This window comes from Flavobacterium hungaricum, from assembly GCF_015182285.1.
In the GTDB taxonomy this organism is placed as follows: Bacteria; Bacteroidota; Bacteroidia; order Flavobacteriales; family Flavobacteriaceae; genus Flavobacterium; species Flavobacterium hungaricum.
In genome coordinates this window covers 300,096-316,755 of sequence record NZ_PRDM01000006.1, presented here as the reverse complement: position 1 = coordinate 316,755, position 16,660 = coordinate 300,096, and the positions used below count along the sequence as shown (strand labels likewise).

Sequence of the window (16,660 nt, the reverse complement as noted above, 5' to 3'; positions counted from 1 at the left end):
TTTTTTGTAGTAATTTTTTAATCATATATATGCTCTAGTTATTAATTTTCATTTAACAATTACTAAAGATTTCGCTCCCTGCGAGAGTTTAAAACAGAATTTTTACGCCCTCTCTACTTAATCGATTTCGAAGAACGAAAAAAAAAGTTGTAATCGATTACACAAACATAGATATTTTTTTGAAACGAAAAATAAAAATTCACAAAAAATTCATAAAAAAAATTATATATCAAAAATTATATCGCTTTTTTATATGACATGTATAATTTATATACCTTTAAAATATTAAATATATTTTTATTATTCAATCATTTGATTCGATTTTTGCAAAAAAAACAATCGATTACATCAAGATACATTACGGAATTATTAGGTGTTATTTTTACACTTAAAAAACATATTTTGGAATACAAAAAGAATCAACAGCTCTTGAAACAGCCTTTATTTTAAAGCGTATTTTCTGACTAAGGCAAGCTTTTAGATCATTTAAGCAGTTATAGAAAAACGTGAAAACAAAAAAAAGCCCTTAAACAAAAGTTAAGGGCTTCAAAAATAGGAGCGGAATTTATTTAAAGCGGCTGCAACTTTACCTCTTTACGATGCAATTTCATTAATATCAAAGTGATAAGCATTCCGATAATAGACATAACTACTCCGATTAAGTTTGGAGATGCATAACTAAATCCTGCAGTCAAAGGCAGTCCGCCTAAAAAAGCACCTAGTGCATTCCCTATATTAAAACTCCCCTGTAGCGAAGCAGAAGCGATCATCTCTGCCCCTTTTGCGGTTCGTATCATCAGCATTTGAATTGGCGCAATTACCGAAAATGAAATTGCCCCAGTCAAAAAAGTTAAAAATAAGGATACATATTGATGTGAGGAGAAAAAATAAACCAAAACCAAATCGATCGACATTACTAGCAATAATGCTAAAGTCGTTGGTGCAGGAGAAAAACGATCTGCTAGTTTACCCCCAATAAAATTCCCAACTACCATTCCGAATCCAGCTAAAATCAAAATTGTCGAAACATCTTCTGGAGCAAATTTCGACACCTTTATTAACAAAGGTGCAATATAACTGATCCATGCAAACAAACCGCCAAATCCGATTGCTGTGATACCAATAATGAGCCAGGCTTCTGTTCTTTTAAAAAACTGCAGCTGTGTTTTCATGTTCACACTTTCTCCTTTTTCAAGATTCGGCATCCATAAATAAATGGCTAAAAGGGTCAGAAAGCCCACTATCGCAATTAGAACAAAAGTATAACGCCAAATAAAATGGTGTCCTATATAGGTGCCAATTGGCACTCCGATCAAGTTTGCAATTGTTAATCCCGCAAACATTATCGAAATAGCCTGCGCCTCTTTTCCTTTGTCTGCCAAACGGCTGGCAACTACTGCTCCTACCCCAAAGAATGCTCCGTGCGGCAATCCAGAAAGAAATCGCGAAGCAAATAAGATATTATAATCTGGAGCAATAATAGACAAGGCATTAAAAACAGCCAGCATCAAAGCCAGAATTAAAAGCATTTTTTTTGGCGCATAATTACGGCCTGCAATTACCAAAAGCGGTGCACCAATAACAACTCCAAGCGCATAAGCCGAAATTAAGTATCCAGCAACCGGAATCGTAACTTTCATATCTGAAGCAATGTCTGGTAACAATCCCATCATTACAAATTCTGTAATTCCAATAGTTAACCCTCCCAAAGAGAGCGCAATAAGACTTTTTTTCATTTGATTAAATAAGTAAGGAAATAATTTTCTACAGTGCAAATTTAAGATCGTTACTGCTTAAATTAATTGTATATTTACGACATAATATTGTAAATATATGTTATGCCTAAATTAAATCAATTTAAGACCTTAATGATTGATGAATTTGAAGAAGAAAAATTTCATCTGCCGCCACATTCGCATACCTATTATGAAATCATATATATAAAGAAAGGAAGCGGCATTCATCATATCAATAACAACCTGCTTCACTATAAAGCGGGAGACTTATTTGTAATATCCCCAGATGATGAACATTATTTTGACATCAAAAAAAGTACTCGCTTTATTTTTATCAAATTCACGGATAATTATTTCAACTCCAAACAAAACTTAACCTGCGACGAATTCCTTATTCATACGCCAGAAAGTTTTATGCGCGATAAAATCTTAAAAGAAACTGTTTTAAAATTTGATGAGCCATGCAGAACAATTCTAAAAAACACTGTCGAAAACATTACCACTTATGACCATTATATTGATGTTGACAATTCACCGATTGTCTTTTATCAAATTCTCTCGATTTTTGGGTTAATTAAAGAAACTATTCGTTGTATGAACATGCACATGACTTCTACGCATATAGACAATGAGCAGATTTCCAATTATATTCATCAAAACATTTATAATCCGAAGCTAATTCAAATCAAAATGATTTCGGCTCATTTTAATATTGCACAAACCTATTTCAGCGCTTATTTTAAAAGGATATTTGCAATTAGTTACAGGGAATACATTCATAACTTACGAATGACTTTGATCGAAAAAAGATTCCACAACAATCAATTACCGATTAAACAAATTGCTTTCGAATTTGGCTTTACCGATGAAAGTCATTTAACCAATTATTTCAAAAAACGTAAAAACATGAAACCAACCGATTTTAAAAAACTCTAGTTATCGAAATCTTAAAAAACATTTCTTCGTCTATTTTTTAACTAAATTTGTATTTCAAAAACATTTTCATTGGCAGTAAAAGTCCGTATAGCATTTATTATTCTAACTCTTGGTTTCTTTTTGATTCCGATTGATGGCTTCGCATGCGGCAATAGCACCCCAAAGACTTCTGAGAAAAAACAACATGAATGCTGTAAAAAAGAATGTTGCAAAGAATCTGCCTCTTCTAAAAAAAAGAAACACAATTGCGACGGAAAATGCAATCATACGAATTGTACCTCTTCCGTTTTTCAGTTTAATATTCCAGCTGCAAACATTTTTGATTTTGAAACCAGCATTTTTAATTTCTCGATAGAAAAACCTATTACCTATTATAATGAAACCAATCTTTCTGATGGTTTTACTTCTATTTGGTTACGTCCCAAAATAACGTAATTGTATTTGCAACAGCCATAAATGCATTCTGTTAAGAATACAATTTATAGTAATCGTACAAAAACTTCTGCCCTTGCGTCTTTGCGAGAGCTAAATATCAAATAAGATTAACTTTAAAGAAAACAATATTCTTTTTAAAATTTATACACAATGAAAAAATCAATCATAGCAATAGCAACAGTAATTACTTTATTATTTTCTGCAAACACTATTCAGGCAAATCCAATAGACACCACAAACGAAATTGCAGAAGCAAGTCAGCTTCAATCGGTTTACGATGCTTATTTTACAGTAAAAGATGCCCTTATTAAGAGTGACAGCAAATTAACTTCGGCGAAAGCAGCAGCTTTATTAACTGCAATCACAGCAGTAAAAATGGACAAGTTAAAAAGCAGCGAACATACTGTTTGGATGAAAGTGGTAAAAAAATTAACAGCAGATGCCAAAAGCATTTCATCAACTACAGATCTAAAAAAGCAGCGTGAGACTTTTAAATCGCTTTCTAAAAATACTTATGACCTTATAAAAGTATCCAATCCGGAACAGCCAGTTTACAAACAATATTGCCCAATGGCCGATGCTGATTGGTTAAGCAAAGAAAAAGCAGTTAAAAACCCTTATTACGGTTCGTCTATGCTGACTTGCGGGAATGTGGTAGAAACGATTAAATAAACATGAAGCTTTACATCAAAAATATGGTGTGCAGCCGATGCATAATGGTAGTGAAGTCTGAGCTGGATAAACTCGGACTTCAAACTACTGCCGTTGAATTGGGCGAAGTGGAATTGAAAAAAGAAATCAGCGACAGCGAAAAAGAAATTCTTTTGCAAAATCTACAGCTTTTAGGTTTTGATTTAATTGATGATAAAAAAAGCAAAACGATTGAAAAAATTAAAAACCTCATCGTTGATTTAGTGCATCATAAAAACAATGATCTTAAAATTAACCTTTCTGATTATCTAGCAGAAAACTTAAATCAGGATTATAACTCTCTTAGTAATCTTTTTTCTGAAATTGAAAATACAACAATCGAAAAGTACTTCATCAGCCAGAAAATTGAAAAAGTAAAAGAATTATTGGTGTACGATGAACATTCTTTAAGTGAAATTGCCGATATGTTAAATTACAGCAACGTCGCACATTTAAGCAATCAATTCAAAAAAATTACTGGTTTAACCCCTACTTCTTTCAAACAATCGAAAGATAAAAATCGTATTAAAATCGAGAATTTGTAGTTGTTTAACCGCAAAGGTCTGCGCAAGCTTCGCAAAGTTTGTATTAGCCGCAGATTAAAGGATAAGAGGTTTTAAAAAATCAGTATTTATCTTTTTAAGCTGTGGCTAACTTATTATAGAATTATTTCGCAATTTATTCAGAACATAGCCCAAGGTTGAAACCTTGGGCTATATTTTTAATCTAGGTTTAAAAAGCTCTTTTAGACAGAGCTTTGCGAACTTTTTTAATCTCAAAACAGAAAAAAAACTTTGCGTGCTTTGCGGTTAAAAAAAATTTAGTAAATCTTACAAATCATTCTCAAAATTCTACAAACCGTTGTAAATCTTACTTCGGAAATTTGCATTGTAATACACTAAAAACAAAAACAATGACTCATCAATATATAATTTCAGGAATGTCTTGTAATGGATGCCGAACCAAAGTCGAAAAAACGCTGAACTCAATCGAAGGAATTGAAGCCGAAGTAACTTTAAATCCGCCAACGGCCACAATTACAATGGAAAAACACGTGCCGACCGAGAAATTTCAGGAAGTTTTATCTGAAGCTGGAAATTATACTATTAAAATGGATTCTCCTAAAAACCATTCTGAAACAACAGCTAAATCTTGCTGTTCAGGTCACCAAAAAGAGGATCACAATCATCCTAAAACAGCAACTAAAAAAATACATCAGCACAGCGCAAATGGTATTTATTATTGCCCAATGCATTGTGAAGGTGACAAAACGTATAATAAACCCGGAGACTGCCCAGTTTGCGGAATGGATCTAGTGCCGCAGGCGGCTGTAAGTGCAACGCAATTTACCTGCCCAATGCATCCCGAAATTGTTTCAAGCGAGCCAGGCGACTGCCCGATTTGCGGAATGGATTTGGTCCCGATGCAGGCTTCTGAAAGTGAAGAAAGCAAAACTTATGCTGATTTATGGCGAAAAATGAAAATCGCGATAGTATTTACACTTCCGATTTTTATTATTTCAATGTCAGAAATGATTCCGAATAATCCACTCTATAATATAATGTCTATTGAAAAATGGAATTGGGTTCAGCTTTTATTTTCGATCCCTGTTTTGTTTTACGCCGGACGAATCTTTTTTGTACGTGCTTACAAATCGATTTTAACTTGGAATCTAAACATGTTTACGCTAATAGGAATCGGAACCAGCGTGGCTTTTATTTTCAGTTTGACAGGAATGTTCTTTCCAGATATCTTTCCAGCCGAATTCAAATCGCATCACGGAACCATTCATTTGTATTTTGAGGCTGCGACCGTAATTATCACTTTGGTTTTATTGGGACAATTATTAGAAGCCAAAGCCCACGGACAAACCAACGGAGCTATAAAAGAATTATTGAAATTAGCACCGACAGAAGCCACTTTGGTCGAAAATGGAGTTGACCAAACGATTTCGATCCACAACATTAAAAAAGGTGATTTACTTCGTGTCAAACCGGGAGAAAAAATTCCGGTTGACGGAAAAATTACATCGGGCGAAAGTACCCTAGACGAATCTATGATTACGGGAGAACCTATTCCTGTTGACAAAAAAGCGGGCGATGCGGTAATTTCGGGAACCATAAACGGCACTAAATCGTTTGTAATGTCAGCCGAAAAAGTAGGTTCAGAAACGATGCTGTCTCAGATTATTCAAATGGTAAATGATGCCAGCCGTTCCCGTGCTCCAATTCAGAAATTGGCTGACCGCGTTTCTAAATATTTTGTACCGACCGTAGTTTTAATTGCAGTGCTGACTTTTATTCTCTGGGCAAAATTGGGTCCCGAACCTGCCTATGTCTACGGATTAATTAATGCGATTGCGGTTTTAATTATTGCCTGCCCCTGCGCTTTAGGATTGGCAACTCCGATGTCTGTCATGGTTGGAGTTGGGAAAGGCGCACAGCAGGGAATCTTGATTAAAAATGCCGAAGCGCTGGAAAACATGAATAAAATTGATGTTTTAATTACAGATAAAACAGGAACAATTACAGAAGGAAAACCTTCTGTCGAAAAAATTTATGCACTTGCTAATGATGAAGATTTTCTGCTTCAAAATATTGCTTCACTAAATCAACATAGCGAACATCCTTTGGCACAGGCTGTCGTTACTTTCGCGAAAGCAAAAAACATTTTAGCAAAAGAAGTTAGCGGTTTTGAGACCCTTACGGGGAAAGGCGTTTTAGGAACAATAGAAAATAAAAAGATTGCTTTAGGAAATAAAAAATTAATGGATGAAATTGGCGCTGCAATCCCTGAAGATTTTGAAAATCGTGTTACAGCCGAACAAAATTTAGGCAAAACGGTTTCGTACATCGCCATTGATAAAACAGTTTTAGGTTATGTGACTATTACCGACGCAGTAAAAGAAAACAGCGCAAAAGCGATTAAAGAATTAATTGATCAAGGCGTTGAAGTAATCATGCTGACAGGAGATAATTACAACACCGCAAAAGCAGTAGCCGATCATTTGCATTTGAGTTCGTTCAAAGCCGATTGTCTTCCAGAAGATAAATTGAAAGAAATTGAACGTTTGCAAGCCGAAGGAAAAATAGTCGCTATGGCGGGTGATGGAATCAACGATGCTCCGGCTTTGGCGCAATCGAATATCGGAATTGCAATGGGAACCGGAACTGATGTTGCGATAGAAAGTGCCAAAATTACTTTGGTAAAAGGAGATTTAAACGGAATTGTAAAAGCCAAAAACCTCAGCCGTGCTGTAATGTCGAACATTAAACAAAATTTGTTTTTTGCATTTATCTACAATACTTTGGGAGTGCCGATTGCAGCAGGAATTTTATATCCGTTTTTTGGAATCTTGCTTTCGCCGATGCTTGCTGCGGTTGCGATGAGTTTGAGTTCTGTTTCAGTAATTGTTAATGCTTTAAGATTGCGAAATCTAAAATTGTAATTTATGTCGAAAATCAAATATATACTCTTAATTTTTTTAATTGCTTTTCAGCTAAAAGCCCAAAAAGTAGTTCGTTACGATTTGCATGTTCGCGATACCATTGTAAATTTTTCTGGTAAAGAGAAACGCGCTCTTACCGTAAATGGACAAATTCCGATGCCGACTTTGACTTTTACAGAAGGCGATATTGCAGAAATCTATGTGCATAATGAGCTTAAAAATGAAGATACAGCCTTACATTGGCACGGATTATTTCTTCCCAACAAAGAAGACGGAGTTCCGTATCTTACTCAGATGCCCATTAAACCTGGTACAACACATAAATATACTTTTCCTATTATTCAGAACGGGACGTACTGGTATCACAGCCATTCGGGTTTACAGGAACAGATTGGTTTGTACGGGCTTTTTATCATCAACAAGAAAAATGGCGATCCGACTTTTAGAAAAGGAATAGACGATTTACCGACTGTTCCAGTTATTTTAAGCGAATGGACCGATCTAAAACCAGAAAATATTCAGCGAATGCTGCACAATGCCAACGATTGGTTTGCCATCAAAAAAGGAACCACTCAAAGTTATGCCGAAGCTGTAAAACAAGGAAATTTTGCGACCAAAGTGACTAATGAATGGAAACGCATGAATGCCATGGATGTGAGTGATGTTTATTACGAAAAGTTTCTGCTAAACGGAAAAAACGAGCAGCAGCTTTCTGATTTTAAACCCGGCTCAAAAGTACGTTTACGAATTGCCAATGGGGGCGCTTCGAGCTATTTCTGGCTGACGTATGGCGGCGGAAAAATTACTGTTGTAGCCAGCGACGGAAATGACGTGGAACCTGTAGAAGTAGATCGTCTCATTATTGCGGTTTCTGAAACCTATGATGTGGTGGTTACCATTCCCGAAGACAATAAATCTTTTGCTTTTTTGGCAACAGCCGAAGACAGAACAGGATCTGCTTCTTTATTTCTAGGAAACGGCCCGAAACAGCCCGTTCGTCATCTTTCGAAATTAAAATATTTTGAAGGCATGAAAATGATGAACGATATGATGAAAATGAACGGCGAAATGAACGATATGGGCATGAACATGTCCTTGAATAAAATGGACATGAATGCTGTAATGTATCCTGAAATTTCTGGCGAAGATGAAAGTACAAAACCTGCAATGGATCATTCCAATCATACTATGGAAGGAATGAAAATGCAAAGTGACAGCACAGAAACTGCTGAAATTGTGACTTTGAATTATGGAATGCTAAAATCTCCAACCAAAACAACGCTTCCAAAAGACGCTCCTGTAAAAGAATTGCGTTTTGAATTATCTGGAAATATGAACCGATATGTTTGGAGTCTGGACAATAAAGTAGTTTCTGAAACCGATAAAATCTTGATTAAAAAAGGAGAAATTGTTCGCATTACCTTATATAATGGTTCGATGATGCGCCATCCGATGCATTTACACGGACATGATTTCAGGGTTTTAAACGAACACGGCGATTATTCTCCTCTAAAAAATGTTCTGGATATTATGCCAATGGAAACCGACACCATTGAATTTGAAGCCAATGCAGATGGCGACTGGTTTTTTCATTGTCATATTTTGTATCATATGATGGCAGGAATGGGAAGAATTTTTAGTTATGAAAATTCAGCGCCAAACCCATTAATTCATCATCCTGAAATGGCTTACAAAATGCTGAAAATGGACGATCGTATGTTTCATTTTATGGCGGAAAATGATTTTGCTTCTAACGGAAATGATGGTGAAGCCATGTACAGCAATACACGATGGAGCATCGGAACGGAATGGCGTTTGGGCTACAACGACAAACATGGTTATGAAACCGAAACCCATATTGGTCGTTATATCGGAAAAAATCAATGGTTAATGCCTTTTATTGGTTTTGACTGGCGTTATAGAAAAATGGGAATGGACGAACAGGAACAAAATGTTTTTGGGCAAAAAAACACAAAAGACAATCGTTCTGTTTTTAGTGCCGGACTTGAATACTCTTTACCAATGCTCATAAAAGCGCAAGTCGAAGTATACACCGATGGAAATGTTCGTCTGCAATTGGAGCGAAAAGATATTCCGCTTGCAAAACGCCTTCGTATGAATTTAATGTGGAATACGGATAAAGAATATATGGCAGGTTTGAAATATATTGTTGCTAGAAATTTTGGTATCACAACACATTACGACAGCGATATGGGAATTGGTTTTGGGGTGAATTTGAATTATTGATTATCTGAACCATATAAGTTATTTAAGTTCATTTTTTGAATAGATTCTTATAAGCCGAAATAAATTATATCTTAGCTCAATATTCTAAAAATGAAAAAACTGTATTTTCCTCTATTTCTTGTTTTATCTTTAATTATACTAAGCTGTGAGAAACGTATTGATGAATTGAAATTTGAAAAAAATGTGATGTATGAAATTTTTCCGGCAATGATGGATTCTGTTTGGGTAAATGCTGTGCTGACTTATGTCCCGCCTCCACCGCCGGGAGTAGATCCGTCAGAATATAAATTGAATAAGCGAAATGAATCCAATAAACGATTCAATAAAGAATTAGCAGAATTAAAAAAAAAGAAATTCCCTGTTGATCTTGTTTTATTTGATAAAGCGGTTATAATAGACAATTCTAAAGAACTTCAGCAACATTTTAAAGATGCTGCTATTTTAAAAAATAATACTGTCGATACAATCGAATACAACTTTGACCGAAAAAAATTGGATGCATACAAAGCCTTTCATCTCAAATATGTATCAAAAATTCCCAAAGGAGATCAAAGACAGCTTTACAACAATTGCTGCTATACTATTCGCGGCATGCTTGTATTGAGCCGAATTCAGTTTGACTCTGAAAAAAAGTACGGTGTCCTTAGTGTCGGAATCGAATGCGGTCCTATGTGCGGCTATGGTTATCGAATCTACATCAAAAAAGTAAAAGATAAATGGGTCATTGATCAAATTCAAGATGCTTGGATTGCTTAATGGCATTAATTTTGAAAAGACAAATCAAAACATTTTACATCCATTCCCAAACTTTATGAACCAGATTCTTTTTCTTTTATTCCTGGCTTTGCCAATCATTTTTCAAATTGTATTTGGCAGAAAAGCCATTGCAGAAAGTATTAAATTAACTCTTTTTAAGGTCTGTTTAATTAGTTATTTTTCTCAATTTATATTTTTTATCATTGCTTACAGCCTGCTTTCTAGTGGACTTCGTTCAGAATCAAACGGACAAATTCACTGCGGAATGCCATTTTTGGCTTTAATAGTTTTAGAATTTTTGATCGCTATTTTTATATTGGTCATTATTTTAATTCAATATTCGATTAAGAGAAATTATGATCTGGAATAATCTTAACGGCATGAAAATATTTTTGTTTAAAAACAACAAAAAAAGAAAAAGCAAAAAAAGAATCTTGCTGCAAAAAAACGACAGATAAAAAAGATAAAAAATCGTGCTGTGTTAAGAAATAAACAGTCGCAATACGTATTAAAATGCAAAAGGCCTCAAATATTTGAGGCCTTTTTTATGGTCTTCTTTCGCCATGAATTCCACGAATTTTCACTAATTAGAAATGCTTAATGCATTTGTAAAAAATAATTCGTGAATTCGTGGCTGATAAAAAACCTATTTCACGCGAATACTCCATTCAAAATCCATTTCAGAAACTTGGATTCCTTCTTCATTAGTTCCGATAGACTTCATCCAGAAAGTCTGCCCTTCTCCCGTTTCTATTGTTTTCTTGATAGCATCAGCAATTAAATGTCCGTCATTGCAGACAAATGTTATACGGCCTGTTGCTTTTTTGGTAAAGTTTCCTTTATTGTTGGCTACTAACATCGAAATCTTTCGACCACTTTGCTGAATCTGAGAAATTACTAAAGCGCCGGTTGTCAACTCGGCTGCCATTGCCTGAACCGCAAAATACATCGAATTAAACGGATTCTGATTGATCCATCTGTGTTTTACCGTAACGGTACAGCTGGTTGCATCTATAGCTTTTACACGGACCCCGCAAATGAATGCTGAAGGCAGTTTGAAAAAGACGAATTTATTGAATTTGGATACCGAAAGTGCCATATAATTTGTTTTTTATGTAAAAATACAAAAAAACTATGCACGCACAATATATTCTTTACATATCCTAAAAAGAGCAGTAAATACAATACTTCCAAATGATTTTCAAGCATTTAAAGATTATCTCCTAATTTTATAAATGTTAATATTATGTTAATATTAGGTACTATGCAAAACAAGATACTAGTTTTTAGATATATATTTGCATAAGAAATTACTATATACTTTTAATCATGGAAACAACAACCCCACTCATCATGGAAAAAACATCAGAAAGAAACACAGCAGCATTTACTCATTTGAGTACTTTAAGTCAATACATAATTCCATTTGGCAATTATATATTTCCAGTTATCATCTGGTCAAGCTACAAAGACAAATCAGAATTTGCCGATCATCACGGAAAACAAGCATTGAATTTTCAATTGAGTTTATTGCTTTACACTTTGATTTTAGCCTTAATTGCAATTCCGATTTTCATATCGCTAGTATTACAAAACATTCCAATGGAAGCTGTTTTTAACGACGACGATTTCTACATCAGAAATTTCAATTTTCAAGGAAACATCGGCTTATTAAGCATTGGGATAACGGCTGTTTTACTTTTTGGATTGTTAAAATTTGTTGAATTCTTTTTAGTGATTTATGCTTCGATAAAAGCTTCAAACGGAGAATTGTACAAATATCCGCTTACGATTCCTTTTATTAAGTAATCGCTCAAAGGTTAAAAGTTATACGAGCTAATTCTAATAGAATAAATTCGAAATCAATCATCATCATCATCATCATCAATCAAAAAACGAATCGTTCAATCAAAAAAAAACAAAATGAAATTATGAACATTGAAAACACAAAAGCACAGATGCGCAAAGGTGTTCTTGAGTTTTGCATCTTATCTGTATTGAAAGAAAAAGATGCCTATACCTCTGAAATATTAGACACTCTAAAAAACGCAAAATTACTAGTTGTAGAGGGAACTGTTTATCCGTTGTTAACTAGGCTGAAAAATGACGGTCTGCTAAATTATCGCTGGGAAGAATCGACCTCAGGGCCGCCGCGAAAATATTACGGACTCACCGAGATAGGACAAACTTTTTTAAACGAACTTAGCGGCACTTGGACAGAATTGTCTGACGCTGTAAAACTAATCACCAATCAAAATCAATAAGTCATGAACAAAACAGTAAATATTAACTTAGGCGGTATGTTTTTTCACATTGATGAAGATGCATATTTAAAATTGACACGCTATTTTGACGCTATTAAACGATCATTAAACAATTCTTCTGGACAAGATGAAATTATTAAAGACATCGAAATGCGTGTTTCTGAATTACTAACAGAGAAACAAAAAAGCGAGAAACATGTTGTTGGACTGAAAGATGTTGACGAAGTGATTGCAGTAATGGGACAACCAGAAGATTACAGAATTGAAGACGAAGAAAGCCAATCTTTTAATGATTACAGCGCTAGAAAACATAAAAAATTATACCGTGACAAAGAAAAAGGTATGATCGGCGGTGTTGCAACGGGTCTGGGACATTATTTTGGAATTGATGCCGTATGGATTAAAATCATTTTCTTAATTTTTGTTTTTGCAGGTTTTGGAACTGGAATTTTAGCTTATTTCGTTCTTTGGATCGTTACTCCAGAAGCCGTTACCACTTCTGAAAAACTAGAAATGACAGGCGAACCGGTTACCATTTCGAATATCGAAAAAAAAGTTCGTGAAGAAATAGATTCATTGTCTGATAAATTTAAAAATGCAGATTATGACAAAATGGGAAACCAAGTAAAGTCGGGAGCTGAGAGAATAAGTAGCTCATTTGGAGACTTTATCATGACCGTGTTTAAAATCTTCGCTAAATTTTTGGGTATAATTTTAATCATGTCTGGAATCTCAGTTTTGATTACGCTTTTAATCGGGGTTTTTACTCTTGGAACAAATTTTTTTATTGATTTACCGTGGCAGAATTTTGTTGAAGCCGGAAACTTTACAGAATATCCAATCTGGTCTTTTGGTTTATTAATGTTTTTTGCAGTTGGGATTCCGTTTTTCTTTATGACTTTGTTAGGTTTTAAATTGTTGTCTCCAGAGTTAAAATCAATCGGAAACATAACCAAATATACGCTGCTGGCAGTTTGGATTATCGCAATTGCAATTGCTATAAGTATTGTTGTTAAACAAGCTACAGAAATCTCATACGACAATAAAATAGTAGAGAAAAAAGCAGTGGCAATCACTCCAAAAGACACTTTGTTTGTAAAATTCACATACAGTGATTATTATGCAAAGAGCATAAAAAATTACAGAGAGTTTGAATTTGTACAAGATTCTGCAAACAACGAATTAATTTATTCTAATGATGTACGTTTACACGTTTTACATACAGACGAATCGGCTCCATTTGTTCAAGTAGAAAAAAGCGCCAGAGGAAATTCTTTTGCAAATGCTAAAAAAAGAGCAGAAAAAATCATTTATAAGTTTCAGATTAACGGAAATCATTTAATTTTGGATAACTTTTTTCTGACAGATGTAAAAAACAAATTTAGAGGACAGGAAGTAGACATTTATCTATATCTACCAGAAGGACAACTATTTAAACCAGATAGTTCTATAAAAGATTTTTACAAATATGACGATGATTTTTTTGACTTAAACGACGACGGAAATTTCAACTACAAAGTTGAAGGCGCTAAAGTAAGATGTTTAAATTGTCCTACAAATGATCGCCAAGATGAGGAGGACTATGACACTACTGAAGAAGTAAATACTATTGACAACGATACGGTAAAAGAAGTATCTATTAAAATAAACGGAAAAGAAGTCTTAAACGGCAAAAAAACCAAAGGAAGATTAACCACTGACAAAAACGGAGTAATAATTAAAATTAACTAAACCATGATCAAAATAATCATTCATATTACGAAATTTATAATTGCCACTGTTACCGCTTTATTATTTGCTTCTTGCAACTTTAATTTTAATGCTATCGAAGGAAGCGGCAATGTTACTACAGAAAAAAGAACCGTACAAGGTGATTTTAAAAATGTTAAAGTCAGCAATGCAATCGACTTGGTTATCGAGCAGTCTGATTCAAAAGAAATTATTGTTGAGGCTGATGATAATCTGCAAAATGAAATTATCACTAAGGTTGAAAACGGGACCCTTATTATAAAATGCAAATACAGCTCTTTTAGAAATGTTACCATGAAAAAAGTAACTGTAAAAATGCCTGTAATTGACAAACTAGAAGCTTCGAGTGCATCAACAATACAAAGCAAAAATGTAATTCAAGGAGAAAACATAGAGCTGGAAACATCAAGCGCAGCAACAATGGATATAGACATGGAATCTGATAATATCTCTCTAGAATCGTCAAGCGGCAGTTCGATCAGTATTGAAGGAAAAGCATTGAAAATTAAAACTGCAGCATCAAGCGGTGCCAATATTAATGCCGATAAACTACTTGCTAATGAAGTAGATGCAGAAGCATCAAGCGGCGGAAGCGTAAATGTACATTCGATCGTTAGTCTAAAAGCTAAAGCATCGAGCGGCGGCAGCGTCAACTACACCGGATCTCCTAAAACTGTCGAAAAAACAGCTCAATCTGGAGGAAACGTTAACAAAAGCTAAACCACTTATGTGTTAAATATAAAAGAAATCATTCATCAAAAGTGGATGATTTTTTTATATTTGTCAAAATCAAATCTAGAATTAATGAAAAAAAGTACAGCGCTGCTCCTATTATTATTTGTTACCACTCTAACTTTTGCACAAAAAAGAGAAAAAATTAAGGGTTCTAAAATTGTAACTACTTCTATTAAAGAGGTTGGCAGTTTTAACGCTATTGAAGTTGATGATAATATTGAAGTGTATTTGGAACGCGGAGAGAAAAACGAAATTAAAATTGAAGCCGATGACAATCTTCACGATATTATCGGAATGGACTTAAGAGAAAACACACTTCGTTTATACACCAACAAAGAGTCTAGTATTTTTAAGAAATTGTCGGTTCGTGTTACTTATACCAAATCGCTGAATAAAGTAATTGCCAAAAACGAAGCTATTGTATATGCTATTCAGGAATTACAATTGGATGATATTACAATGAATTGCGTTGATTATTCAAAATTATTTTTGAATGTAAATGCCAAAAAATTCAGCTTAATTGCAGACGACAAATCTAAAACAGAATTAAATCTAAAGGCCGACGACGGAAGTCTGCAGCTGAGTAAAAATGCTTCAGTAAAAACATTGGTTTCTGCTATAAAATTTAAATGTGACCTCTACCAAAAAGGAAATGCCGCAGTAGAAGGAATTGCAGAAAAAGCGGTAATTCGTTTAGATAACAATTCGGTTTTTACAGGGACAAAATTTACTTTGAAAGAAGCAAACGTGACAGCAGAAAGTAATGCTACAGCAAGCATTTTTGCCGAAATCGCGCTTTCGCTTGCAGTTGGAGACAAATCAGAAGTTACGCTTTTTGGAAATCCTAAAATTGAGCTGACCCGTTTTACCGAAGAAGCGAAGTTGTTTAAAAAGATTAAGTAATCTGAGGTACTTCTAAGTCGTTTTATAATGAATAAAGAAAGGCACTTGCTCCGAAAAAACCAAAATGGATTAAGGCCAAAAATTGCAGAAATTATTTCTGAGCAAATGATTCTGGAAAAAGATTTCAGACCATTATCCATAAAAGAAGATTGGAAACAAATCGAAGAGAATATTTATCAAAAGTTCTGTCATTATAATCGAATAAGATCTACTTGGCTTTGGAATACTTTTAAACTGGATACCTTTTCTGCATCAAATTTAAGCAGCAGACCAGAGACTTATCTTGATCAATTAATCGAGGAAAGCGAAACGGTTTGGTACATCGTCAGCGAAACTGTTAATGAAAAAAATAAGTTTTGGTTTTATGAAGGAAAAATAAAAACAATTCAGAAAATCATTGACGAAAGCTGGCTCTATGATCTTTATATTGTGTCTAAAAAATACGAATGGTTAATCGCAATAAATCATCACGACACTCTAATTGCCACAGGAAATGTAATGCCTGATAAATTGAGACAGCTTAAAGTGGCGTACTAGGGTATTGAGGTGCTAAGGTATTAAGGTGCTAAGTTGCTAAGATTCTAAGGTTTAAGCGACAAGCTTATAAAGATTGAATTCTCATCTCGAGAATATTGGCGTGATTTCTCCTTTGTCGAAATGACACAAAATCAGATCAAACTTCATTTTAGAAAATAACTGACATAAAAAAAGTCCCGTATTGTACGGGACTTTTTTTTATAATAATTCAGGTTTCAAACCTG

General features: G+C 34.4%; 16 protein-coding genes. 14 read left to right on the top strand and 2 right to left on the bottom strand.

What is annotated here, in order from left to right:
* Nucleotides 1-569 precede the first annotated feature (569 nt).
* Nucleotides 570-1,736, bottom strand: a complete 1,167-nt coding sequence (locus tag C4F50_RS23385) for an MFS transporter (RefSeq protein WP_194141048.1) — start codon at nucleotides 1,734-1,736, stop codon at nucleotides 570-572.
* A 102-nt stretch (nucleotides 1,737-1,838) separates the two neighbouring features.
* Here C4F50_RS23385 and C4F50_RS23380 point away from each other — a divergent pair, with 102 nt between their 5' ends.
* The 8 genes from C4F50_RS23380 (at nucleotide 1,839) to C4F50_RS23345 (ending at nucleotide 10,618) form a co-directional block, all read left to right on the top strand.
* The gene (locus C4F50_RS23380) at nucleotides 1,839-2,672 is read left to right on the top strand and encodes an AraC family transcriptional regulator (protein ID WP_194141047.1); all 834 of its coding nucleotides are present in this window, start codon (nucleotides 1,839-1,841) and stop codon (nucleotides 2,670-2,672) included.
* A 69-nt stretch (nucleotides 2,673-2,741) separates the two neighbouring features.
* A complete protein-coding gene (locus C4F50_RS23375) occupies nucleotides 2,742-3,107 on the top strand; it encodes a hypothetical protein (RefSeq protein ID WP_194141046.1) in 366 nt (121 codons plus the stop codon).
* A gap of 150 nt (nucleotides 3,108-3,257) precedes the next feature.
* The gene (locus C4F50_RS23370; protein WP_194141045.1) at nucleotides 3,258-3,779 is read left to right on the top strand and encodes a DUF3347 domain-containing protein; all 522 of its coding nucleotides are present in this window, start codon (nucleotides 3,258-3,260) and stop codon (nucleotides 3,777-3,779) included.
* A 2-nt stretch (nucleotides 3,780-3,781) separates the two neighbouring features.
* Nucleotides 3,782-4,342 carry a helix-turn-helix domain-containing protein gene (locus C4F50_RS23365; protein ID WP_194141044.1) on the top strand — a complete coding sequence of 187 codons (561 nt, stop codon included), beginning with the start codon at nucleotides 3,782-3,784 and terminating at the stop codon, nucleotides 4,340-4,342.
* 368 nt (nucleotides 4,343-4,710) lie between these two features.
* Nucleotides 4,711-7,245 (top strand): heavy metal translocating P-type ATPase, encoded by a 2,535-nt coding sequence (locus tag C4F50_RS23360; protein ID WP_194141043.1) that lies wholly within the window; start codon nucleotides 4,711-4,713, stop codon nucleotides 7,243-7,245.
* Nucleotides 7,246-7,248: 3 nt separating this feature from the next.
* Entirely contained in the window at nucleotides 7,249-9,492 is a 2,244-nt protein-coding gene (locus C4F50_RS23355) for a multicopper oxidase family protein (protein WP_194141042.1), read from the top strand.
* A 90-nt stretch (nucleotides 9,493-9,582) separates the two neighbouring features.
* Nucleotides 9,583-10,248: a hypothetical protein gene (locus tag C4F50_RS23350; RefSeq protein ID WP_194141041.1), complete on the top strand. Its 666-nt coding sequence runs from the start codon at nucleotides 9,583-9,585 to the stop codon at nucleotides 10,246-10,248.
* Nucleotides 10,249-10,303: 55 nt separating this feature from the next.
* Complete coding sequence (locus C4F50_RS23345) at nucleotides 10,304-10,618, top strand: hypothetical protein (RefSeq protein ID WP_194141040.1); 315 nt, start codon at nucleotides 10,304-10,306, stop codon at nucleotides 10,616-10,618.
* A gap of 276 nt (nucleotides 10,619-10,894) precedes the next feature.
* On the opposite strand, the gene C4F50_RS23340 is transcribed toward C4F50_RS23345, so the two are convergent.
* Nucleotides 10,895-11,347, bottom strand: coding sequence for a DUF4442 domain-containing protein (locus C4F50_RS23340; RefSeq protein WP_194141039.1), 453 nt, complete (start codon nucleotides 11,345-11,347; stop codon nucleotides 10,895-10,897).
* Between the two features lie 230 nt (nucleotides 11,348-11,577).
* Between C4F50_RS23340 and C4F50_RS23335 the strand changes: the two genes are divergently transcribed.
* The 6 genes from C4F50_RS23335 to C4F50_RS23310 all read left to right on the top strand — a co-directional run bounded on the left by C4F50_RS23335 (nucleotide 11,578) and on the right by C4F50_RS23310 (nucleotide 16,436).
* The gene (locus tag C4F50_RS23335) at nucleotides 11,578-12,057 is read left to right on the top strand and encodes a DUF4870 domain-containing protein (RefSeq protein ID WP_228012123.1); all 480 of its coding nucleotides are present in this window, start codon (nucleotides 11,578-11,580) and stop codon (nucleotides 12,055-12,057) included.
* Between the two features lie 122 nt (nucleotides 12,058-12,179).
* Nucleotides 12,180-12,512, top strand: a complete 333-nt coding sequence (locus tag C4F50_RS23330) for a PadR family transcriptional regulator (RefSeq protein WP_017498072.1) — start codon at nucleotides 12,180-12,182, stop codon at nucleotides 12,510-12,512.
* A 3-nt stretch (nucleotides 12,513-12,515) separates the two neighbouring features.
* Complete coding sequence (locus C4F50_RS23325) at nucleotides 12,516-14,243, top strand: PspC domain-containing protein (protein ID WP_194141038.1); 1,728 nt, start codon at nucleotides 12,516-12,518, stop codon at nucleotides 14,241-14,243.
* Nucleotides 14,244-14,246: 3 nt separating this feature from the next.
* Nucleotides 14,247-14,981, top strand: coding sequence for a head GIN domain-containing protein (locus C4F50_RS23320; protein WP_194141037.1), 735 nt, complete (start codon nucleotides 14,247-14,249; stop codon nucleotides 14,979-14,981).
* A gap of 84 nt (nucleotides 14,982-15,065) precedes the next feature.
* Nucleotides 15,066-15,899: a GIN domain-containing protein gene (locus C4F50_RS23315; RefSeq protein ID WP_228012122.1), complete on the top strand. Its 834-nt coding sequence runs from the start codon at nucleotides 15,066-15,068 to the stop codon at nucleotides 15,897-15,899.
* A gap of 27 nt (nucleotides 15,900-15,926) precedes the next feature.
* Complete coding sequence (locus tag C4F50_RS23310) at nucleotides 15,927-16,436, top strand: DUF6756 family protein (RefSeq protein ID WP_194141036.1); 510 nt, start codon at nucleotides 15,927-15,929, stop codon at nucleotides 16,434-16,436.
* Nucleotides 16,437-16,660 lie beyond the last annotated feature (224 nt).